Source organism: Flavobacterium sasangense DSM 21067, assembly GCF_000686885.1.
Lineage (GTDB): Bacteria > Bacteroidota > Bacteroidia > Flavobacteriales > Flavobacteriaceae > Flavobacterium > Flavobacterium sasangense.
Genome location: NZ_JMLU01000022.1, coordinates 14,888 through 37,700, shown reverse-complemented (window position 1 = coordinate 37,700; position 22,813 = coordinate 14,888). Strand labels below are relative to the sequence as shown.

At 33.4% G+C, this 22,813-nt stretch carries 21 protein-coding genes and 2 tRNA genes; 13 read left to right on the top strand and 10 right to left on the bottom strand.

Translation table 11 applies throughout. The features are described 5' to 3' along the window. Positions 1-26: 26 nt before the first annotated feature. On the bottom strand, positions 27-2,762 hold the full coding sequence (locus BP92_RS0110065; protein WP_026725956.1) for a class I SAM-dependent DNA methyltransferase: 2,736 nt from the start codon (positions 2,760-2,762) through the stop codon (positions 27-29). A 98-nt stretch (positions 2,763-2,860) separates the two neighbouring features. Here BP92_RS0110065 and BP92_RS0110060 point away from each other — a divergent pair, with 98 nt between their 5' ends. The 5 genes from BP92_RS0110060 (at position 2,861) to BP92_RS17495 (ending at position 5,092) form a co-directional block, all read left to right on the top strand. Beyond that, positions 2,861-3,106, top strand: coding sequence for a T9SS type A sorting domain-containing protein (locus BP92_RS0110060; RefSeq protein WP_026725955.1), 246 nt, complete (start codon positions 2,861-2,863; stop codon positions 3,104-3,106). Between the two features lie 70 nt (positions 3,107-3,176). After that, the gene (gene rseP, locus BP92_RS0110055) at positions 3,177-4,502 is read left to right on the top strand and encodes an RIP metalloprotease RseP (protein ID WP_051604440.1); all 1,326 of its coding nucleotides are present in this window, start codon (positions 3,177-3,179) and stop codon (positions 4,500-4,502) included. Between the two features lie 72 nt (positions 4,503-4,574). After that, positions 4,575-4,648, top strand: a tRNA-Asn gene (locus BP92_RS0110050). Positions 4,649-4,683: 35 nt separating this feature from the next. Then, positions 4,684-4,757, top strand: a tRNA-Asn gene (locus BP92_RS0110045). Positions 4,758-4,804: 47 nt separating this feature from the next. After that, positions 4,805-5,092, top strand: coding sequence for a GIY-YIG nuclease family protein (locus BP92_RS17495; RefSeq protein WP_026725953.1), 288 nt, complete (start codon positions 4,805-4,807; stop codon positions 5,090-5,092). Positions 5,093-5,197: 105 nt separating this feature from the next. Here the strand turns inward: BP92_RS17495 and BP92_RS0110035 are convergent, their stop codons facing one another. Next, positions 5,198-5,791 carry a 2OG-Fe(II) oxygenase gene (locus BP92_RS0110035; RefSeq protein ID WP_026725952.1) on the bottom strand — a complete coding sequence of 198 codons (594 nt, stop codon included), beginning with the start codon at positions 5,789-5,791 and terminating at the stop codon, positions 5,198-5,200. A gap of 241 nt (positions 5,792-6,032) precedes the next feature. Between BP92_RS0110035 and BP92_RS16090 the strand changes: the two genes are divergently transcribed. The 4 genes from BP92_RS16090 to BP92_RS0110015 all read left to right on the top strand — a co-directional run bounded on the left by BP92_RS16090 (position 6,033) and on the right by BP92_RS0110015 (position 9,003). Further along, positions 6,033-7,322, top strand: coding sequence for an NAD-dependent succinate-semialdehyde dehydrogenase (locus tag BP92_RS16090; protein ID WP_035693268.1), 1,290 nt, complete (start codon positions 6,033-6,035; stop codon positions 7,320-7,322). Position 7,323: 1 nt separating this feature from the next. Further along, positions 7,324-7,824: a nuclear transport factor 2 family protein gene (locus tag BP92_RS0110025; protein WP_026725951.1), complete on the top strand. Its 501-nt coding sequence runs from the start codon at positions 7,324-7,326 to the stop codon at positions 7,822-7,824. Between the two features lie 147 nt (positions 7,825-7,971). Then, positions 7,972-8,409 carry a hypothetical protein gene (locus BP92_RS0110020; protein WP_026725950.1) on the top strand — a complete coding sequence of 146 codons (438 nt, stop codon included), beginning with the start codon at positions 7,972-7,974 and terminating at the stop codon, positions 8,407-8,409. 18 nt (positions 8,410-8,427) lie between these two features. Next, positions 8,428-9,003: a globin family protein gene (locus BP92_RS0110015; protein WP_026725949.1), complete on the top strand. Its 576-nt coding sequence runs from the start codon at positions 8,428-8,430 to the stop codon at positions 9,001-9,003. 50 nt (positions 9,004-9,053) lie between these two features. Here BP92_RS0110015 and BP92_RS0110010 read toward each other — a convergent pair whose 3' ends face one another. Next, entirely contained in the window at positions 9,054-10,010 is a 957-nt protein-coding gene (locus tag BP92_RS0110010; protein ID WP_026725948.1) for an NAD-dependent epimerase/dehydratase family protein, read from the bottom strand. A gap of 232 nt (positions 10,011-10,242) precedes the next feature. Between BP92_RS0110010 and BP92_RS0110005 the strand changes: the two genes are divergently transcribed. The 3 genes from BP92_RS0110005 (at position 10,243) to mfd (ending at position 15,949) form a co-directional block, all read left to right on the top strand. Then, positions 10,243-10,848: a hypothetical protein gene (locus BP92_RS0110005; RefSeq protein WP_026725947.1), complete on the top strand. Its 606-nt coding sequence runs from the start codon at positions 10,243-10,245 to the stop codon at positions 10,846-10,848. A 10-nt stretch (positions 10,849-10,858) separates the two neighbouring features. Continuing rightward, the gene (locus BP92_RS0110000; RefSeq protein ID WP_026725946.1) at positions 10,859-12,511 is read left to right on the top strand and encodes a T9SS sorting signal type C domain-containing protein; all 1,653 of its coding nucleotides are present in this window, start codon (positions 10,859-10,861) and stop codon (positions 12,509-12,511) included. A gap of 174 nt (positions 12,512-12,685) precedes the next feature. Continuing rightward, positions 12,686-15,949, top strand: coding sequence for a transcription-repair coupling factor (mfd, locus tag BP92_RS0109995; RefSeq protein ID WP_394331854.1), 3,264 nt, complete (start codon positions 12,686-12,688; stop codon positions 15,947-15,949). Between the two features lie 527 nt (positions 15,950-16,476). On the opposite strand, the gene BP92_RS0109985 is transcribed toward mfd, so the two are convergent. The 7 genes from BP92_RS0109985 to panC are packed head-to-tail and all read right to left on the bottom strand — an operon-like array spanning position 16,477 to position 21,895. Beyond that, positions 16,477-16,803, bottom strand: a complete 327-nt coding sequence (locus BP92_RS0109985) for a hypothetical protein (protein WP_026725943.1) — start codon at positions 16,801-16,803, stop codon at positions 16,477-16,479. 23 nt (positions 16,804-16,826) lie between these two features. Next, positions 16,827-17,084: a hypothetical protein gene (locus tag BP92_RS0109980; protein ID WP_026725942.1), complete on the bottom strand. Its 258-nt coding sequence runs from the start codon at positions 17,082-17,084 to the stop codon at positions 16,827-16,829. Between the two features lie 18 nt (positions 17,085-17,102). After that, a complete protein-coding gene (gene radA / locus BP92_RS0109975) occupies positions 17,103-18,464 on the bottom strand; it encodes a DNA repair protein RadA (protein WP_026725941.1) in 1,362 nt (453 codons plus the stop codon). Between the two features lie 6 nt (positions 18,465-18,470). Next, positions 18,471-19,679, bottom strand: coding sequence for an alpha/beta hydrolase (locus BP92_RS16085; protein WP_035693264.1), 1,209 nt, complete (start codon positions 19,677-19,679; stop codon positions 18,471-18,473). Positions 19,680-19,718: 39 nt separating this feature from the next. Continuing rightward, the gene (locus tag BP92_RS0109965; RefSeq protein ID WP_026725940.1) at positions 19,719-20,681 is read right to left on the bottom strand and encodes a lysylphosphatidylglycerol synthase transmembrane domain-containing protein; all 963 of its coding nucleotides are present in this window, start codon (positions 20,679-20,681) and stop codon (positions 19,719-19,721) included. A 1-nt stretch (position 20,682) separates the two neighbouring features. Further along, positions 20,683-21,033, bottom strand: a complete 351-nt coding sequence (gene panD, locus BP92_RS0109960) for an aspartate 1-decarboxylase (RefSeq protein ID WP_026725939.1) — start codon at positions 21,031-21,033, stop codon at positions 20,683-20,685. A gap of 13 nt (positions 21,034-21,046) precedes the next feature. Then, positions 21,047-21,895 (bottom strand): pantoate--beta-alanine ligase, encoded by an 849-nt coding sequence (gene panC / locus BP92_RS0109955; RefSeq protein WP_026725938.1) that lies wholly within the window; start codon positions 21,893-21,895, stop codon positions 21,047-21,049. 107 nt (positions 21,896-22,002) lie between these two features. On the opposite strand from panC, the gene BP92_RS0109950 reads away from it, so the two are divergent. After that, entirely contained in the window at positions 22,003-22,809 is an 807-nt protein-coding gene (locus BP92_RS0109950; protein WP_026725937.1) for a glycogen/starch synthase, read from the top strand. Positions 22,810-22,813 lie beyond the last annotated feature (4 nt).

Genomic DNA, 22,813 nt, shown 5'->3' with positions numbered 1-22,813 from the left:
AGCAAACATTTCTTTTTTACGTTATGTTATTTTTTCTTCTTCGGTTTTTCTTTTGTAAATAAATCGGCTGTATATTTTTCGTATAACTCAAATAAATACACCATTCTGTTGGCTTCGCTTGTAAAAGGTGCAGTTCTGTAAGCAGAATCTACAGCCTTGTCTAATTCGTTATGTGCCTTTATTAATGTTGGTGGAATTGTTAAAGGATTGTATAAATCAGCCAATGAACTTTTAGGAAAATTTGAACGAACTTCTAAAACTTTTTGTGCTTTTTCTTCAATTTGTCTTATTTGTTTTTCACTTGGATTTTCTGCCCAAGGAAAATTATTGTAAACAATATCTTTTGAATATCTGTAACGACTTTCTAATCGACCGCAAACAGATTTAACCCAAGCCATATGCATTGAAGACATTAAAATCCCAAAATGATATAGACTACCATTAGGAATAGTGTGACAACTATTATTTGCAATATGGTCTTTATTGAAAAAACCTAACGGAATGTATTTTCGATTTTCTGATGTTGTACTTGGTATTAAAATATAAGTTTCAGGTTGGTTTCTGTCTCGAAATAAAGATGGTGTTGTTGCAAATTTTTGAGTTGAAGGCGCAACGCTGTCAAGTCTAAACTTTTTTACTGCTTCAACACGTTTTAAAATTTCTGGTAATTGTTTTAATTCACTTGGTTCTGCGTCAACAAGCCAAATGCACCAACGTTTTTCACCGTTAAGGAATTCATAAGCTGAAATTAAAGGTATTATAAATTTCTCCGCTTTCGGTTCTTTTAAAATAAATTCACTTTTCTCGATGTCAGATAATAATAGATGTCCACCGTCTAAAGGCATATTTCCAAAACTCATTTTTGGAACATTACAAATAGGATTTGAACTTTTATTAATCAATAAATCTTTTGCATCAACTAAATATGGATTGATATTTTTTGCTTTTATTTCCAATGCTTCTCCTTTGATGTCATCATATTCAAAAATGCTTTTATTATTAGTGTCGTAGTTGGCGAAGCCAACTATTACACAATAAACTGCTGCATTTCCTTTTGCTTCATTACTCCATTTAAAAGTTCTATGAGCAAAATGAATTTTTATGCTAAATTTATTTAACATTTGACCCCAAAGTATAGACGTTTGTTCGCCTTGAACAATTGAATTTGTAGAAACAAAAGCAACTTTTATTTTTGTGTTTTGAATGAATTTAGCCGATTTTATATACCAACCTGTTACATAATCTAAAACGCCACTTCCTTGAATGTTATCAAATTCTTTTACGATTTGATTGCGTTGCAATTGTGTCATTATTTTAGAACCTATAAATGGTGGATTTCCTAGAATATAACAAAGTTGTTCTTTTGGAACAACAGATTCCCAATCGACTTCTAAAGCATCGCCGTGAACAATTTTAGCAGATTTTTTTAATGGTAAACGTGCAAAATATTGACCAAATTCGTTACTAATTAACATATTCATTTGGTGGTCGATTAACCACATTGCAACTTCTGCAATTCGCGCTGGAAATTCTTCATATTCAATTCCGCCCATCATATCGACATCGAGCCAAATAATTTCTGAAACATCCAAAAATCCCTGTCCTGATTTGTTTAATGCTCGTAACACTGCAATTTCTAACAAACGTAATTCTCTGTAAGTAATTACTAAAAAGTTTCCGCAACCACAAGCTGGGTCAAGAAACTTTAGTAAACTAATTTTTTTGTGAAACTCTGGAAGTTTGTTTTTATTGTTTTTTATGTTTTCAAATTCCGCCCAAAGTTCGTCAAGAAATAAAGGTTTTATTAGTTTTAAAATATTGGTTTCGCTTGTATAATGTGCGCCAAGATTTCTGCGTTCTTTCGGATTCATTACGCTTTGAAACATTGAACCAAAAATTGCTGGAGAAATTTTGCTCCAATCGATGTAACAACAATCTAATAATGCTTTTCGCATTTTGGTATCGAAACTTGCCATTGGCAAGATTTCTTGAAATAGTTTTCCGTTTACATACGGAAATTCAGCTAATTGTTCGTCAAGATTTTTAAAACGTTTTTCACTTGGCGTGTCAAGAACTTGAAAAAGTTCTTGCAGTTTTGGTGCTAAATCGCTTCCGTCTTCGTTGGTGCGAAATTCTATATAATCTTGAAATTGTTGTTTATTGAAAATTGTTGTGTCTTCGGCAAAAAGACAAAAGAGTAGGCGAACCAAGTAAACTTCTAATGGATGACCATCGTAACCGATTTCCTTTAATCTGTCGTGAAGTTTACCCATAAATTCAGCCGCTTTTATATTGGCTGGATCTTGTTCTTTGTATACTTTTTTCTGATAACCGAGTAGAAAGCCAAAACTTTGAACGTTGTTTACTAAATCTAAAATTTTAAATTCAACAATGTTTTCTTCTTCTAAATCGTAAAGTTTGAAGATTTCAAAATCTGAAACTAAAATGTATTTTGGTAATTCGTGTTGTTTTAAACCGTGCAAATAATCTTTGGCTTGTTGAAATGCTTTGTCAAGATTTTTTCCTCGACTTTTCATTTCTATTAGAATTGTTCCTTTCCAAAGTAAATCAATATAACCATCACGTTCATCAAGTTTTTTAACTCGATGTTCAAAAGTTGCAACTTTCTTGCTGTAAATTCCAAATACATTGAAGAATTCTACTAAAAATGGTTTTGCATCTGCTTCTTCATTAGAATATTCTGCCCATTCTTTAGAAAATTTTACAGCTCTTTCTTTAATTTCGTTCCAACTTAATGCCATAATTTTAGTTTTTCAAAACGCTAAAGTAATGAATTTTTTTAGTTAATTTTTTGGTGGTTTTTTGTAGATTCTGTTTTAAGCGTTCCGTCGCTCTCGGGTTGCCACTAACTTTTGAATTAGATCAAACAATTTCAGTTTACCCAAATCCAGCAAATGATGAATTACACATTATGATGCCTACGACTACTCAATTAGAAAAAGTAGAAATTTATAATACTTTAGGACAATTATTGGCAACGCATCAAACTGCAGATTTCAGAATTGACAATTTAAGTTCGGGAATGCATGTGATGAAAATCACGACTTCGGAAGGTGCAATTCATAAAAATTTTATAAAAAAATAGTTCCAAAATAAAATATTGATGAAAAGTAAGGTGAAAACCTTACTTTTGTCGTTTAAATAAATGCATAGAAATGATTCAAGTAGCACAAATATTATTCATATTATCAGTTTTAGTAATTCTTCACGAATTTGGTCACTACATCACGGCTAAGATGTTCAAAGTACGAGTAGAGAAATTTTACTTGTTTATGGATGCTGGTTTTTCTTTAGTGAAGAAGAAAATTGGTGAAACTGAATGGGGAATCGGATGGTTGCCATTAGGAGGTTATGTAAAACTTTCAGGAATGATTGACGAAAGTATGGATACAGAACAAATGAATGCTCCTGCAGAGCCATGGGAATTTCGTTCAAAACCAGCTTGGCAACGTTTGATTATTATGTTGGGTGGAATTATTGTGAATGTAATTCTTGCTTGGTTGATTTTTACCATTATGTATGCAACTGTTGGACAGAAATTCATTGCTACTGAAAAAATTCAAGAAAACGGATTAGCATTTGGTGAAGTAGGTCAGAAAGCGGGATTTAAAAATGGCGATAAAATTCTTTCGGTAGACGGAAAACACCAACCAAGTTTTAACCGAATGACATTAGATGTTTTACTTGGTGATAAAGTTGAGGTAGAACGTAATGGTCAAAAAGTAGACGTGATTTTAACCGATGAAATGAAAGGTGAAATCATTAGTAAAGAAGGAAAAGAGTTTGTTGGGCCTCGTTTTTTAGGATCAGTAGTAGATTCTGTAGTTCCAAAATCGCAAGCTGAAATTGCAGGATTAAAAAAAGGGGATAAAATAAAAGCAGTAAACGGAACATTCTTCAATTATTATGATGAATATAAAGAAAATATTTCTAAACATAAAAACGATAGTATTTCCTTATCTATTTTAAGAGGTACCGAAGTATTAACTTTAAAAGCCAAGGTAGATAAAGAAGGGAAATTAGGGTTCTTTAATAAACCCTTAGATAAATCAGATTACGAAGTAAATAATCAATTGTCTTTTGGACAAGCAGTTCCAGCTGCAGTCAAAGAATCTTGGGCATTATTGGTTTACAATGTAAAACAGTTCAAATTAATATTACGTCCTAAAACAGAAGCTTACAAACACGTTCAAAGTCCAATCGGAATTGCGCGTCGTTTACCAGATACCTGGGATTGGGAATTCATTTGGAATTTTACCGCTTTATTCTCAATCGGATTAGCCTTTATGAACTTGTTACCAATACCTGGATTAGATGGAGGACACGCTTTATTTACAATAGTTGAAATGATTACGGGGAAAAAATTATCAGACAAAGCAGCAGGTTATGTTCAAACCGCAGGAATGATTATCTTATTGACCTTAATGGCTTTAACTTTCGGAAAAGATATTTACCAATTGGTGGTAGATAAACTTTTGTAATTTTTTCAATAAAATAATTTGCGATAACAAAAAATCAGTTTATATTTGCACTCGCTAAAAAGATAAATACCTTCCTCCTTAGCTCAGTTGGTTAGAGCATCTGACTGTTAATCAGAGGGTCCTTGGTTCGAGCCCAAGAGGGGGAGCAACTTTTTAGCAAAACATAAACCTTTGAGGTGATTCCTCCTTAGCTCAGTTGGTTAGAGCATCTGACTGTTAATCAGAGGGTCCTTGGTTCGAGCCCAAGAGGGGGAGCAACAAAAAACCGATACAATTTGTATCGGTTTTTTTATTTATATGAAATGAGCAACACGGTTTACATTCTTTACTCAAAAAAATTGGATAAATACTATATCGGTTTTACAGAAAATCTTGATGTTAGATTAGATTTTCATCTTAGTGATTCTCAATCCAGAAAGTTTACTTATAAATCAGGTGATTGGGAATTGATTTTCACTATTGAATGTGAAACTAAACATCAAGGGTTGTCGATTGAGAAGCATATAAAATCAATGAAGAGCAGAATATATATTCAAAATTTACTTAAATATCCCGAGATGAAATTTAAATTATTAGAAAAATATAAATGAGCATCTGACTGTTAATCAGAGTCCCGATAGCTATCGGGATTGGTTCGAGCCCAAGAGGGGGGAGCAACAAAAAACCGATACAATTTGTATCGGTTTTTTTTATTTCTAATCTCGTCTCAACCAACCCGTAACGCTCAATCGAGGTTTGTGGCTTTCCAAAACTTCATGAACCAATTCATTACTTTTAAAGAACACTGTTTTTCTATTGGTTGGCGCTATTTTTTGAGTCACATCGCCATCATAAATGCACAATTCACCACCATCTTCAGGTTGCCAATTTTCGTTCAAATACGTAATCATCGAAAACTGTCGGCTTGAATTATCTTGAAATTGATCTAAATGTTTTCTGTAAAAACTGCCTTTATCAAACAACGCAAAATGAAATTCATAACCTGTAATTCCAGTATAACAACTGCAGTTCAAATACGACACAAAAGCATCTACTTGATCTAAAAAAGCATTTTCATGTTCGTTATTGTTCGCTCGGTCTAACCAATAAATCGCATCACTTCGTATTGCCGAATTTTGAGTTAATTTTGCGGCATTTCCTATTCCAGCGGCTTTTAATAAATTTTGTTCTTTCAATTCAAACAATCTCTTTACCAAGTGTTGCGCTAACTCTTCCGATACAAAATGTTCCACAATGCCCACTTTCGAATCCAAGTAACTCGAAATTAAGGCTTCAAAACAATCTTCCATTTTATTTACGTTGTAAAATATCGTACAAAGATATCATTTCCTTTTTTAATTTGGGCGTTCCCACAAGGGTCGGGCTTTCCGTTACAATCTTTGTTTATAAAATTTGGCAATTTTACAAACAAAGGATTTCCACTACAAATGAAATTTACCGAACTCAACTAAAGCTAAAACTGGGTGAGGTAATCCCTAACGCGAACCTCGTTTTCAATTAAAATTAGTATTTTTACAAAAACTTTTCAGCATGCAACATCTTTTAAAAGTTTCAGAAAACACACAGCATTCTTGGCGCAATTTAAGTATTCAAAATCGAATCTCTTTTTTGCCGCAATTAGCTAAACTACTTTTAGAAAATAAAGAAGCATATGCAACTTGCATCACTACTGAAATGCACAAACCCATTTCACAAGCCATCGCTGAGGTTGAAAAATGCGCTCTTCTATGCAATTACTATTACGAAAATGCTGAAACCTTTTTAGCCACAAAAAATATAAAAACCGAAGCTTCTGAAAGTTTTGTTACCTATGAACCTTTAGGAGTTATTTTAGGCGTAATGCCATGGAATTTTCCGTTTTGGCAAGTATTCCGATTTGCGGTTCCAACACTTATCGCCGGAAATACAGTTGTAGTTAAACATGCAAGTAATGTTCCAAAATCTGCCGAATTAATTCAAGCAATATTTGAACAAGCCGGTTTTCCAAAAGGTTGTTATCAAGATTTACCTATTCCAAGTAACGAAGTAGCGAATATCATTGCAAATCCAATCATTAAAGCCGTTTCATTAACCGGTAGCGAACAAGCCGGAATCGCAGTTGCTACAGAAGCTGGAAAACACTTAAAAAAATGTGTGTTAGAATTAGGCGGAAGTAATGCTTTCATCATTTTAGAAGATGCTAATCTAGAAAAAGCAGTAGCAACAGCCGTAAATGCCCGAATGCAAAATGCAGGTCAAAGTTGTATTGCAGCTAAGCGATTTTTAGTTCACGAAAATATTGCAGAAGAGTTTGTGGCAAAATTCAAAGTCGCTATTCAATATTTAAAAACTGGAAATCCGTTAGATAAAGAAACCCAAATTGGGTCGTTAGCACGAGTTGATTTGGCAGCAGAATTAGAAGTCCAAGTTCAAAAGTCGATTCAAATGGGAGCTAAGCTAGTCGTTGGTGGAAATAGAAAAGATGCTTTCTATGAACCTACAATTTTGACCCATGTAACCAAAGAAATGCCTGTTTTCAATGAAGAAACATTCGGACCAGTTGCTGCAATTGTCACTTTTAAAACTATTGAAGAAGTAATCGAATTAAGCAATCAATCGGAATTTGGTTTAGGCGTTTCTATCTTTACCCAAGATATTGATTTCATCAAAACCAAGATTTCTTCTTTCAATGAAGGGGCCGTTTTTATAAACGAAATGGTCAAATCCGACCCAAGATTACCTTTTGGGGGAATCAAAAAATCAGGTTACGGAAGAGAATTAGCCGAAGATGGAATTAAAGAATTTGTGAATGTGAAAACAGTTGTAATTAACACTTTTTAATATGAAAAAACTAACTATCCTAATCCTTGCAACCCTAGTTCTGTCTTGCAAACCCTGCGAGGAAAAGCTTCAATCCGAAAAACAAAACATTACTACTATTTTAGATAATTGGCATAAAGCGGCTGCAGCTGCAAATTATGAAGCGTATTTTGGAGCGATGTCAGAAGAATCCATTTTCATCGGAACAGACGCTACTGAAAATTGGAACAAAAAACAATTTCAAACATTCGCAAAACCGTATTTTGACAAAGGAAAAGCATGGAACTTTAAAGCAATCGAACGTAATATCTATTTTAGTGAAAATGGAAAAATCGTTTGGTTTGACGAATTGTTAAGTACGCAAATGAAAATTTGTCGCGGCTCAGGTGTTTTGGTTCAAGAAAATGGGCAGTGGAAAATTAAACATTATGTGCTTTCAATGACGGTTCCAAATGACAATGTGGATGAAGTTGTAAAAATAAAATCGGTAATAGAAGATAAAATTCTTTCCGAAAAGAAGTAAAAATAAACATAAGTAATAGTTAATCCCAAGATAATTTGTCTTGGGATTTTTTATGTCTAAATGTTAAAAATTTAATTTTTTTTCTGTTTGTGAAAACCAATGAGAAATTGTTTACGTAAATGAAACTAAACAAAAATCTCAAACAAAATGAAAATTAATAGAAAAATCAAAATTGCTATAGGAAGTGTCTTCGGAATCTTCCTGATTTTATTTCTGGTTTTAGTAGTTCACATCGCAACTGCAAAACCTTTAGTCGTAGATAATGCTACTTTACAAATTAGCAGAATTGACTTCAAAGAACCAATAGATTCGCTTAAAGCAAAAGAAATCCATCGTAATTTAAAATCTATTCCAGGAGTTAAAACCGATAGATTGAATAAAGAAACAGGTGTTTTAGTTTTCTTTCACGACATCAAGGTTGCAGATTCAAAAACTATTTATAATAAGCTTATGGCAATGGGGAATTACAAAGCAGAACGTTTTGTGCTTCCAAAAGAGTTAGAAAATAAAACTGCTTGTCCTGTTATGTCTGAAGATAGTTTCAGTTATAAATTTTCAAGAGGAATTCAACGAATTTTTAATTAATTTCCAAATACTATTACTATGAAAAATTTTTCAAAATTAGCCTTAATGGCTTTGTTTATTGCATCGGGAAGCTTGTTTACATCATGTAGTGATGATGATTCAGCAAAACCAAAATCTCTGTATGCAAAATTAGGTGGTACCACTATGGTAGCTGACCCAAACAATCCTGGACAAATGATTGAACAAGGACGTTTGAGCTATCGTTCTGTGGTGGATTCAACCATTACTTTAATTGTTTCTGACATTGTGGTAGGAGCAGAAGGAAACTTAGGGCAACATTTTGCACCAGTAATTTCAGAAGCTTTAAGTGGAAACACTACAAATGTTGCGATTTTAAGTGATAATTTAACCGATTTCTTCTCAGCAAATACAGGGGGAGGTGCTACAAATACTTATACAGGATTGAATATGGTGGCAGCACATGATCCAGCACAAAATCCTCGTATGGGGAAAAAATCTAATGATGCTGAATACGATAAATTTATAGGATATGTTGGAGCGGCAGCTGGTTTAAACGGGGTTACAGATCCTGCTTTAATTGGTGAAGTTGTTGCTGTATTAGAATCATTGAGAGCTCCTATCGTTCAGGAGTAAGTTTGTTTTTTGTTCTAATGGAAAACGCCCCGAGTAATCGAGGCGTTTTTTTATTTGTTATAAATATGTTCGTTTAAGTTTTTGAACATATCCACGGTCATGTTTTCTAAATCGAAATCGTTTTTCCAACCCCAATCTTCTCTTGCTGGAGTATCATCAATACTTGCCGGCCAACTATCGGCAATTTTCTGGCGGAAATCAGGTTCGTAGCTTAATTCGAAATTTGGATAGTGTTTTTTAATTTCTTCCCCAATTTGCTTCGGAGTAAAACTCATGGCTGCTAAATTGTAAGCCGAACGAATTTTAACTTGTTCCGCTGGAGCTTGCATGATTCCTATAGTTGCTTTAATAGCATCGTCCATGTACATCATCGGTAATTCAGAATTTTCAGATAAGAAACTCGTAAATTTTCCATCTGTAATTGCTTTGTGATAAATATCTACTGCGTAATCTGTAGTTCCTCCACCAGCTTCGGTACTCCAACTAATCAAACCTGGATAACGAATACTTCTTACATCTACACCATATTGTTTGTGATAATATTCACACCATCTTTCTCCTGTTTGTTTCGAAATTCCATAAACCGTTGAAGGCTCCATAACGGTATATTGAGGTGTATTGTGTCTTGGAGTTGTAGGTCCAAAAACGGCAATACTTGAAGGCCAAAAAATCTTTTTAATTTTTCCTGCTTTGGCTAAATTTAAAACATGAAACAACGAATTCATATTTAAATCCCAGGCAAATGCCGGATTTTTCTCAGCCGTAGCCGAAAGCAATGCCGCCATTAAATACACATCAGTAATTTGATATTTTTCAAGTAAGTGTTCTATTTGATTGTAATCAAGTGCATTTACTACTTCAAAAATTCCGTTATTAACTACATCATTTTCTAATTTTCTAATGTCTGATGCGATAACGTTGTTAACTCCGTAAGTTGCTCTTAATTTAGCTGTAAGTTCAGTGCCAATTTGCCCACAAGCACCAATTATTAAAATTTTTGTGTCCATTTGATAGTGTAATGAGGTAACAAATATAACATTTTAGTACTGATTTTTAGGATGGTTTTTTGTGATATTTTTATAAATACTTTGCTTAATTTAGATATTTAATAAATTAACATCTTTTCAAAGATTTTTCTTAGCAGATTAACAATTTAGATGTAAAACTGGTGTTAAGATATTATTAGAAAAGTAACTACGTTAAGTAAACATTTGTACCTTTGCTTTTTAATTTATCCGAATGAAAGTTTTCTTATATAGTTTGTCGCTTTTAGTTTTAACATTGATTTCATGCGAAAATGAAAATCAGCAATTAGAAGCCCAAAAAGTAGCCCAAAAAAACGAAGCTGTTTTTAAAAACATTTCGAAAATGTGGCAATTTAATTTTCCAACACCAAGACCTGAAGTAGAAGTTACCTTAGATCGTTGGAACGAATGGCGTCAATTTGAAATTGAAATGCTGCAAAAACCGCAATCTACCTTGTCGGCTTTTCAAATGAAAACAACAAATTTGTCTAAAAAGGCAGATACTTTGGCTTTGACGGTTCCTTTTGAATATAATAAACCTCAGATTTTAAGTAGAATTACCACTTTAAATACCAAATTAAAATCGTTGGAGACTTTCATGAATTTAAGAGTAATTCCAGAACAAAGAATAGCTAAATTAATTCCAGAAATCAACGAAGAAATTAAAGGTTTGTACAAACAATGGGATGAAATCATCATCAAAAAAGCGATTCCTAAAGAAATTGGAGAGGAATTAATGTTGCGAGCTTTGGATACCGCAAGAAATGCAAATCCAGATGAAATGCGAAAAAAAATGGAAGTATCTGATAAAATTAAATAATAGTTAGGGTATGAAGAAAAAATACATTTTTAATTTTATCATTGGATTTAGTTTGTTAACCATTCAAATGATGTTTGGTCAAACTACAACTTGGACTGGCTCAGCTTGGGATAATGGCGATCCAAACATAACAAGTGATGCAATTGTTTTGTCAGGAACTTGCAATATTACATCTAATACAAGTTTTAAATCCATTACAGTACAAGCTGACGCTATTTTAAATATAGACAATGCGGCAACAATAACTGTACAAGATAATATTCAAGTTTTAGGAACAGGACAGTTGATTATGAATAATAATACATCATTATTACAAAATAATTCATCTGCTGTAAATACGGGTAATATAAAATACAGGAGAAATACGACACCAATGCGTCAATTTGAATATACGTATTGGGGTTCACCAGTTGTTGCTCAAGTTCTAAATGTTTTTTCACCACTAACTTTATCAGATAAATTTTATTCTTATAACGCAAGTGTAGGTGTAAATAATTGGGTTTTAGAAAATCAAGCAAACGTAATGACGCCAGGAAAAGGCTATGCAATTAGAGCACCACAAGGATATACAGCAACACCTCAAGTTTTTAATGGTGAATTTGTAGGCGTTCCTAATAATGGAAATATTCCAGCAAGTGTAGCAGGATTTAATCCGATGTTATTAAATTATAATTTTTTAGCAAATCCTTATCCTTCGGCTATTAGTGTTATTACATTATTAGATAATTCAAATTTAGGTACATTATATTTTTGGACTCATAATTCAGCAATTACAAATAACGTTTTTACCTCAAGTGATTATGCTATTCGAACTAGAACTACTGGAACAGCAGCTGTAACGGGTGGAACTGCACCTGGTTTATACATTACTGCTGGGCAAGGCTTTTTTGCGTCTGCGGCAACTACCACCACAATTAATTTTACCAATGCAATGCGTGTAGCAGGTAATAATTTGCAGTTTTACAGAAATACTCAAGATGTTCCACTTAATTATTATGTGCATTTGAATTTGACTAACACATTAGGCGCTTTTAAACAAATTGCTTTTGGTTATCAAGAAGACGCAACCAATGGATATGATTTTGGTTCAGATGCTTTAGCTTCAACAGAAGGTGTTATTCGTTTTTATTCGTTAATTGATTCTTTTTCAGTAGGTTTCGGAATTCAAGCTAGGGCTTATCCTTGGTTAATTAGCGATGTTATTCCTTTAGGTTATACTACTACTGAAGCCGGTACTTTTGATATCGCAATCGACCATTTTGATACATTTTTTGCCGATAAAGACATCTTTTTAGAAGATACTAGCAATGGTACTTTTCACAATTTGAAAAACAGTGCTTTTACTTTCACAACAACAATTGGAACTTTTGATTCTCGATTTAAAATCCATTATCAAGATATTTCTTTATCAAATGATGATTTTGTAGGAAATGAAAATTCTGTTTATGTTTTCAAAAATGATAATCAACCAAAAATCGTTTCTACAAAATCAAACATTACAGGTGTAGTTGTATATGATATGTTGGGAAGAATTGTTCTTTCAAAAGATAAAATAAACACTTCAGAAATTGTTCTTTATGAATTAACACGAAACAATCAAGCTTTGATAATTAAGACAACATTAGAAAATAACGTTACCGTTGCTAAGAAATTCGTTTTTTAACAAACGTTTCAGTAATATAACCACTACTTTTCTATTGAAAACGTAGTGGTTTTTTTATTTTTGTAGTCAATTAAAAAATTCATTTTGAGCAAGTCCGACATTATATCCATTTACGATAAGTCATCAAAGATTGCCCTTTTAGAAAGTACATTCGCAGCGCGCCAAAAGTCTCAAATGACTGGTTTGGTCGGCTCGTCGTTGTCTTTTGTGGCACATTCGCTGTTTAAAAAATCCGAACTTCCGTTTCTGATTTTATTCAGCAATAAGGAAGAAGCTGCGTATTATTTGAACGATTTAGAGCAATTAATTAATACCGAAGACGTTCTTTTTTACCCAAGTTCGTACAGAAGACCTTACCAAATTGAAGAAACCGACAACGCCAATGTGTTACTTCGAGCAGAAGTTTTAAACCGAATCAATTCCCGCAAAAAACCAGCGATTATTGTTTCCTACGCCGAAGCCATTTTCGAGAAAGTGGTTACCCGAAAAGAATTAGAGAAAAACACCTTGAAATTGTCGGTTGGCGATAATTTGTCTATCGATTTTATCAACGAAACTTTATTCGAATACAATTTCAAACGTGTTGATTTTGTTACCGAACCTGGCGAATTTTCCGTTCGTGGTGGAATCATCGATGTATTTTCCTTTTCCAATGATAATCCGTACCGAATTGAATTTTTCGGCAACGAAGTCGATAGCATCAGAAGTTTTGATGTGGAAACCCAATTGTCGGTTGAAAAGCTGAAAAAGATTTCCATCATTCCCAATGTCGAAAACAAATTATTACAAGAAAACCGCGAAAGTTTCTTAGATTATATCAACGAAAAAACGGTTTTAATCATTCAAAATACCGAATTATTAGGCCAACAATTAGATAAATTATTCGACAAAGCCAATGAAGCATTCGAGAAATTATCCAAAGATATCCAACACGCAAAACCCGAAGAATTATTCCTAAATCAAAAGCAGTTTTTGAAAAGAGCTCTTGATTTTTCGGTAATCGAATTGCATAATCAAGCGGTTTTTAAAATTGATAAAAAAGTCGAATTTCATATACAACCGCAACCTTCGTTTAATAAACAATTCGATTTGTTGTTGAACAATTTGAGCGAGAATCATTTCAACGGTTACAAAAATTATTTGTGTTGTTCTAATGAAAATCAGGCAAGTCGTTTTCATGATATTTTTGAAGATATTGATGAAGCCAATCACGAAAGTATTCGCAAGCAATACAAAACCATGGTGTTGCCATTGTTTGAAGGTTTCATCGACGAAGAAAATCAAATAGCGTGTTACACCGATCATCAAATTTTTGAGCGTTACCATAAGTTTTCAATTAAAAATGGCTATTCGAAAAAGCAGACGATTACCTTAAAAGAACTGACTTCCTTGTCGGTGGGCGATTATGTAACCCACATTGATCACGGAATTGGAAAGTTTGGTGGTTTGCAGAAAATTCAGGTAGAAGGCAAAACGCAAGAAGCCATAAAATTGGTCTATGCCGATAACGATATTGTGTATGTGAGCATTCATTCGCTACACAAAATCTCGAAATATAACGGGAAAGATGGCGCGCCTCCAAAGATTTACAAATTAGGAAGCAACGCTTGGAAAGCCTTAAAACAAAAGACAAAAGCACGTGTAAAACACATTGCGTTCAACTTAATTCAGTTGTATGCGAAACGAAGATTAGACAAAGGTTTTCAATTTGCACCCGATAGTTATTTGCAAAAAGAATTAGAAAGTTCGTTCATTTACGAAGATACGCCCGACCAAATTACCGCAACAGCCGATGTAAAAGCAGACATGGAAAGCGAACGTCCAATGGACCGATTGGTTTGTGGTGACGTTGGTTTCGGAAAAACTGAAGTTGCTATTCGTGCTGCTTTTAAAGCGGTGGATAATGGAAAGCAAGTTGCCGTTTTAGTTCCAACTACTATTTTAGCGTATCAACATTACCGAACATTTTCGGAACGTTTGAAAGATATGCCGGTTACCGTAAGTTATGTAAACCGATTTAGAACGGCAAAACAAAAAGCAGATACACTTCAAAAATTACAAGAAGGAAAAGTCGATATTTTGATTGGAACACATCAATTGGTCAACAAAAATGTCGTGTTTAAAGATTTAGGTTTGTTGATTATCGATGAAGAACAAAAGTTCGGTGTCAACGTAAAAGACAAGTTGAAAACCATTGCCACGAATGTCGATACCTTGACGTTAACCGCAACTCCGATTCCTAGAACGTTACAGTTTTCGTTGATGGCGGCTCGTGATTTATCGGTAATTACAACGCCTCCACCAAACCGTTATCCGATTGAAACGCAAGTCATTCGTTTTAATGAAGAAGTGATTCGTGATGCGGTTTCGTATGAAATTCAACGTGGTGGACAAGTCTATTTCATTAATAACCGAATTGAAAACATCAAAGAAGTTGCCGGAATGATCCAACGATTGGTGCCAGGAGCAAAAGTCGGCATCGGTCACGGTCAAATGGATGGGAAAAAACTGGAAGAATTGATGTTGGCTTTCATGGAAGGTGAATTTGATGTTTTGGTCGCTACCACCATTATCGAAAGTGGTTTAGATGTACCAAATGCCAACACGATTTTCATCAATAACGCCAATAATTTCGGATTATCTGATTTGCATCAAATGCGTGGCCGCGTGGGAAGAAGTAATAAAAAAGCGTTTTGTTATTTCATTACGCCACCGTATTCGATGATGACGGGTGAAGCGCAAAAACGTATTACGGCTTTGGAACAATTTAGCGAATTAGGAAGCGGTTTCAACATTGCGATGAAGGATTTGGAAATTCGTGGTGCGGGAGATTTATTAGGTGGCGAACAAAGTGGTTTTATAAACGAAATTGGTTTTGATACCTACCAAAAAATCATGAACGAAGCCATTGAGGAGTTGAAAGAAAACGAATTCAAAGACTTGTACCAAGAAGAAAATGACATCGAAACCAAAGAATTTGTCAAAGACATTCAAATTGATACCGATTTCGAATTGCTGTTCCCAGATGAATACATCAACAACATTACCGAACGTTTGAATTTATACAACGAATTGAGCCAAATTAAAGACGAAGCTACGTTACAACAATTTGAACAAAAACTAATTGACCGCTTTGGTGCGTTACCAAAACCAGCCATTGCGTTACTAAATAGCGTACGCATCAAATGGAAAGCCACCGCAATGGGAATTGAACGTTTGATGATGAAACAAGGCAAAATGATTGGTTATTTCATTGGCGACCAACAAAGTGATTTTTACCAAAGTAACCGTTTCATGAAAGTGCTACAATTTGCCCAACGCAATGGCAATGTATGTAAAATAAAAGAAAAAGAAACTAAAAACGGTTTACGTTTATTACTGACTTTTGATAATGTGAAATCAGTGAATAAGGCGTTGGAGTTGTTGGAGGGGATTTAGAGGATTTGAATGATGAAAATTTTAGTATTTCCAATTAGGGAGAATGTTTTTTGGGAAAGTATTAATAGATTGAATAAGTGAATTTATAATAGATGAAAAGGTTTTTTAATTGCATATTTTACAATCTTTATAGCGATAGTGTCAAAGTAAATGCTTCGCCAGAAATTCCTGTAATAACATTTTTGTCTTTTTGTCAGGCAAATAACGTGTTAACTATTTTAAATGTTATTTTTTATCTAGCCAATTTTCATTTCGAATATAAAATTCATTACTATTATTTTGTAATTCAAGTTGTCATTGTAATTTTTAATAATTTCTATTATCTGAAACTAAAAAAATTAGATACTATTATTACAAAAAATGAATATAGTTTAGGGAAAAAGAAATATTTAGTTGATGTTTACGGTCTGTTTTCTTTAGGTTTAACCTTGTTTACTTATTATGTTTATAGGAATTTTTAATTCCTAGATCATTTGAAGTTGATAGTAGACACGAATTGTAAATCCTCACTTTCGTCGTTTGGTAGTTTAACTCCTAAACAAATCAATCATCTCCCTTTCTTCTTTTAATTTCTTCAACTTTTTCTTGTCTTGAATTGTGAAAGTTAATAGCATGATTACACAAAGTACAATATAAGAAAGTGCTACAACAATATAACATAACGGATAATTGTAATCAAAATAATAGATTAAATTTTTAGAATTTTTAGCAGTGTATTCTGGAGCAATTAATGTTACTAAAACACCAATTATAATTATCCTAAACCAATATTTTTTATAATAATTGGGACGGTTTTCTAATTCTTGAATTTGGTAATCAAGACTTTTTAATCTTCGTTCTTTTAAATCGGACAAAATCTTTTAATTAAGAATGTTTATTAGTCAATCGCATTGTATCCAAACCAAGTTATTAAAGTAGAAACGATAATGAAGAACAGTAAAATGTAAAACTTTGTTTTTTTGTTTTCAGATGAATTGTTTTTGTATTGAATACTATAGATAATTATCGAAATTAGAATAATAGGTAGCAACATTGCCATCTTCTTTTCAAAAGACAAATCTTTAAAAAGTTCGGTAATTCCATAATAGAATAGTAATAATAAAAATGGAAGTATTTTTAATTTTTCTTTCTTCATGTCTAAAAGATTAAAAGTTTACCCAAACAACTCACTCACCACATCTTCAATTTTAGCCACTAAAACAATTTTGATTCCGGTATTTTTTAACGAAATTTTGTTGTGTTTGGAAACAAAAATCGTGGTAAATCCTAATTTTTCGGCTTCTTGAATGCGTTGTTCAATACGGTTAACCGGTCTAATTTCGCCTGAAAGTCCTACTTCTCCGGCAAAGCAAAAACCTTCTGCAATGGCAATGTCTTCGTTTGAAGATAAAATGGCTGCTACAACAGCTAAATCAATCGCTGTGTCTTCAACTGAAATTCCTCCTGTTACGTTTAAGAAAACGTCTTTTGTACCTAATCTAAAACCTGCACGTTTTTCTAAAACCGCTAAAATCATGTTCAAACGTTTAGCGTTATAACCTGTAGTGCTTCGTTGTGGTGTTCCATAAACTGCGGTGCTCACCAAAGCTTGAATTTCAATCATCAACGGACGCATACCTTCTAAAGTAGTAGCAATTGCAGTTCCAGAAAGTTGTTCGTCTTTATGTGAAATCAAAATTTCAGATGGATTGTCGACTTCGCGTAAGCCAGAACCTTGCATTTCGTAAATCCCTAATTCAGCAGTAGAACCAAATCGGTTTTTCAACGAACGTAAAATGCGGTACACGTGATTTCGATCACCTTCAAATTGTAAAACGGTATCGACCATGTGTTCCAAAATCTTGGGTCCGGCGATGGTTCCGTCTTTGGTAATATGCCCGATTAGAAGAACTGGCGTATTGGTTTCTTTGGCATATTTAATCAACTCTGCGGTACATTCTCTAATTTGTGAAATACTTCCTGCAGACGATTCAATATAATCCGTATGTAAAGTCTGAATCGAATCGATAATCACAATATCGGGCTCAATTTCTAAAATTTGACGGAAGATATTTTGGGTTTTGGTTTCAGTTAAAATGTAACAATTATCGCCGGTTGAGGTAATACGTTCGGCACGCATTTTAATTTGTTTTTGGCTTTCTTCTCCCGAAACATAAAGCGTTTTGTAAGGTAATTTTAAAGCAATCTGCAAGAGCAAAGTACTTTTTCCAATCCCAGGTTCGCCACCTAACAACGTTAAGGAACCTGGAACCAATCCGCCACCCAAAACCCGATTCAACTCGTTATCAGTCGTGTTCAATCGGATTTCTTGTGCGGTGTCTATTTCTTTTACAAGTAAAGGTTTTGTAGCCGTTTTAGATGTAGCTGTTGTGGTTTTCCACGCTACTTTTTCTTCTTTTTGAACCAATTCTTCTACAATGGTATTCCATTCTTTGCAGGCGTTACATTGACCTTGCCATTTTGAATATTGGGTGCCACAATTTTGGCAAAAAAAAGCGGTTTTTACTTTACTCATTTGGTTTTATTCTTGTTTTTTTTCTTCTGTTGGAGTTTCAGCTGGAACTTCCGCTGGTGCTTCTTCAGTTGGTTTATCTGGTTTTCCTTTTAAAGCTTCTGCACGGTTCAACATGAAATCTTTAGTTATTTCACGAATTGGCTCTTGCGTGAAAGCTCTTTGATAGGTTTTAATAGCTCTCTTGTAATTACCTGTTTTTTCATAATATAAAGCTTCGTGATAAGTTCCTAAAGTAGTTTTTGGATAATGTTTATTAGCATAATCACTCAAAGTTAATAATTCATTGTAAGCTTTGTTTTTCATGATTGCGGCTTCGATAGCTTTAAAATCAGATAATCTTGGTTTCATTTTAAAACCGAAACGTTTTTCTAATTCGTCGTATTTCGCTACTAAATAATCTGTATATCCAGCATCTAATTTTAGAATTTTATCCTGAAATTCTACCATTGAAATCGGTTGGTATCCATCAAAAATAAAATAAATTGCATTTGGGATAGCTTTTGCTACTAAAGAATAATGAGAAGCACCTTTGAAAGCATCGTTTTGATATTTAAATGTAGCATTTGGAACGGCTTTAATATTTGCGTCTAATTCTGCTGCTTTTTCGTTGATTTCTTTTAAATCACCTTCGCCTGTAGCTTGATAATAGAAAACGGGTTTGATTGTTTTAGCTAAACGTTCTGCTACACGTTTTTCCATTTCTGGAGCCATTTCTGGAGCTAATGAAATATAAGCATTGAAAATTGGGTTGTCTTTGTATAAATAAAAGTTCAAGAAACCTGCAGTTGTGTCATGACCAGCAATCATTCGGAAAGGAATGGTGCGGTATTTTTTATCTACATATGGATATAGTTCTTGTCCAATGAATTCAAAGAAATTTGCTCCTGTACCAGAAGGAAATCCAGCTTGGTCAAATTCGCTATCTGCAAAACGAGTTTCTCCATTGTTTTGATTTACGGCGATGATAATCATTTCGGGTAAATCATCCCAATAAGCGCCGTATTTTAAAATTCCTTCAAATGGATCTAGTAGATATTCTCCATCTAAAACTAACAAAGTTGGGTAGCTTTTTTCTGGACTAGTAGCGTATGATGCTGGCGTTACAACTGTAAAAGTTCTTGTGCCTAATTTTTTAGATTCGATAGTTTCTGGTGTGCGTTGTGCAAATAAGCATGACGATACCAATAAAGCAAAAAGGAAAAGTTTGGTTTTCATTTTAAATAGTTTGGTTAAATAGATTAGCAATTTACTAATTTATTTTTTATTTAAAATAGGTAAAAGCAAATAAGATAATAATCCTAAGAAAATGGTTAAAACTGTTTGTGACGTCCAAACCAAGTACCCAAAAGCAGCGCCTGTTTCTTCTGGTATTCCATACAACAATAAAACAGTTGATATTGCTAAAGGATATGCTCCAAGTCCGCCATTAGAAAAACCAACAGCAAGTGTTCCAAAAATAAATCCCATAACCACAATGTCAAAACTAATATTTGCGGTTTCTGGTAACGCAAAAATGGTAACGTAAAACATCATCAGGTAAGAAAACCAAATGAAAAAAGAATGAAAAATGTAATTCCATTTATCTTTCATTTTTAAGATGCTTTGCATGCCCTCGATTAAGCCAGAAAGTTTTTGTTTTAGTTTTAAAATGATGTTCCATTCGGCATAAATCCAAATTAAAACAAAAAGAACAAATAATATAAATCCTGCGATTGAAAGCCAAATTAGCGTTTCGAATTTTACGCCATTTTCAAGTAAAAATTGGTATATTGTATCAAATTGTAAAACGAATCCAATTGCTAAAAAAAGTAAAAAGATAAGCATATCAACAATTCGTTCGGCAACTACTGTTCCAAAAGCTTTGTCAAAAGGTACGTCTTCATATTTTTTTAAAAGAGCTGCTCTTGAAATTTCACCGGAACGTGGGATAGTTAAATTAACCAAATAAGAAACGCAAACCGTCATTAAATCATTACTAAATTTAGTTTTGTAACCCAAATGTTGTAAGGCGTATTTCCAACGATATGCTCTAGACCAATAACCGAATAAAGCTATGAAAAGCGATAGGAAAATATAAAAGTAGTCGGCTTTTAGAAAGCTGATTTTTGTTTTTTCTATTTGCTCGGTCGTCATAGTACTAAATTGATAATACATGATCCCCAATCCTATGAATAAAGGAATTATTAAGCTTAAAATTTTTCGGATTGGCGTTTTCAAACTACGTTAAAGAGTTATCTTTCTCGTTAGGAAAAACTAAAGTAGGTTTGAATTTTTTAGCTTCTTCAAAGTCCATAATTCCGTAAGAAATAATGATTATGATGTCGCCACGGTGCACTTTACGAGCAGCAGGTCCGTTCAATGTGATTTCGCCTGTGTTTCTTGGTCCTTTGATAGCATATGTTTCTAATCGTTCGCCATTATTAATGTTAACGATTTGTACTTTTTCACCTTCAATAATGTTAGACGCTTCCATTAAGGCTTCGTCAATGGTGATACTTCCTATGTAATTCAAATCGGCACCCGTTACGGTTACTCTATGAATTTTCGATTTTACTACTTGAATTTGCATGATGCAAAGGTAATTAATTTAGTGAAATATTATCAATTAATCTGATATTCTCAATGAAAATGGCGATAAATCCGCGATATTTTTTATTTGATTCTTTTTCAGAAACGGGTAAAAGTGTTGCTTCATCGGCGATTTCGAAATATTCCAATTGAAATTCAGGATGTTTTTCGAATTCTTTTTCTACAAATGTTGTGGTTTCTTCCGCTGAATGGCTTTGGAAAAAATCTTTAGCTGTATTTAAAATTTGATAAATTACCGCTGCTTTTTCTCTTGAAGATTCTGATAGTCTTTCGTTACGAGAACTCATAGCTAATCCATTTGCTTCTCTATGAATGGGGCAACCAATAACTTCAACTGGAATGTTATGTTTTGAAACTAATTTTTTTACAATTTGTAATTGTTGAAAATCTTTCTCGCCAAAATAAGCTTTGTTCGGTTGAACAATTTCGAAAAGACGTTTCACAATAGTTCCTACGCCATCAAAATGTCCTGGTCGGTGTTTCCCTTCCATTTGATTTTCTAAACCATCGTAATTGAAACTTTCAGAAACAGTGTTTCCTTCATAAATATCGGCTACTTCTGGTGCATAAACGATGATGTTGTTGCTTAAATCTTGCATGATTTGCACATCGCGTTCCAAAGTTCTTGGATATTTATCTAAATCTTCAGCATTGTTAAATTGCGTTGGATTTACAAAAATACTCATTACTGTTACATCGTTTTCAGAAAGCGAATTTTTAAGTAACGATAGGTGTCCTTGATGTAATGCTCCCATTGTAGGAACAAATCCAATGGATTTATTTTGTTTGATTAATGGGCTTAAAAAAGCGCTTAAATCGGACTTTTTGTTAAAAATGAGCATTTTCTACTTTGTTATTTCAGGTGCAAACTTACTATTTTAGTGGATAAATCCATAAAATTTTGTAATTTTGCAAGGTTTTTTAAAACATTAATTAACTAGAATACATTATGGAAGACAAGAGGATATTGTATGTATCATCTGAAGTGGTGCCTTATTTAGCTGAAAATGAAGTATCGTTACAATCGTATGAAATGCCAAAAATGATTAATGATTTAGGCGGTCAAATACGAATTTTTATGCCTAGATATGGTAATATTAACGAAAGAAGACATCAATTACACGAAGTTATTCGTTTATCAGGGATGAATTTGGTGGTAAATGATATGGATATGCCTCTAATTATTAAAGTAGCTTCAATTCCCAAAGAGCGAATTCAAGTTTATTTTATTGATAATGACGAATATTTCAAAAGAAAAGCAACTTTTTCAGACGAAGAAGGTGTTTTATATCCTGATAATGACGAAAGAGCTATTTTCTTCGCCAAAGGAGTAGTTGAAACCGTTAAGAAATTAAATTGGGTTCCAGATGTAATTCATGTTCACGGTTGGATGGCAGCAATGTTACCAGTTTATTTGAAACATTATTATAAAGATGAAGGTATTTTTGCGGAAACAAAAATTATTTCATCGGTTTACGAACAAGGTTTTGAAGGAGAATTAGATAAAGAATTTATCAATAAAGTATTATTTGATAATATTAATAAAGATGCTGTTTCAGATTTAGCATCACCTACTTATGAGAACTTAATGAAGGTTTCAATTATGCATTCCGATGCTGTAGTTGCGGGTTCTGAAGTGTTGTCTCCAACTTTAACAAAATTTATAGAAAGTTCAAACAAACCTTTTTTACCTTTCGCATCAAAAGACACAATTAAAGAAGTATATACTTCGTTTATTAAAAATCACGTATTATAAAAGG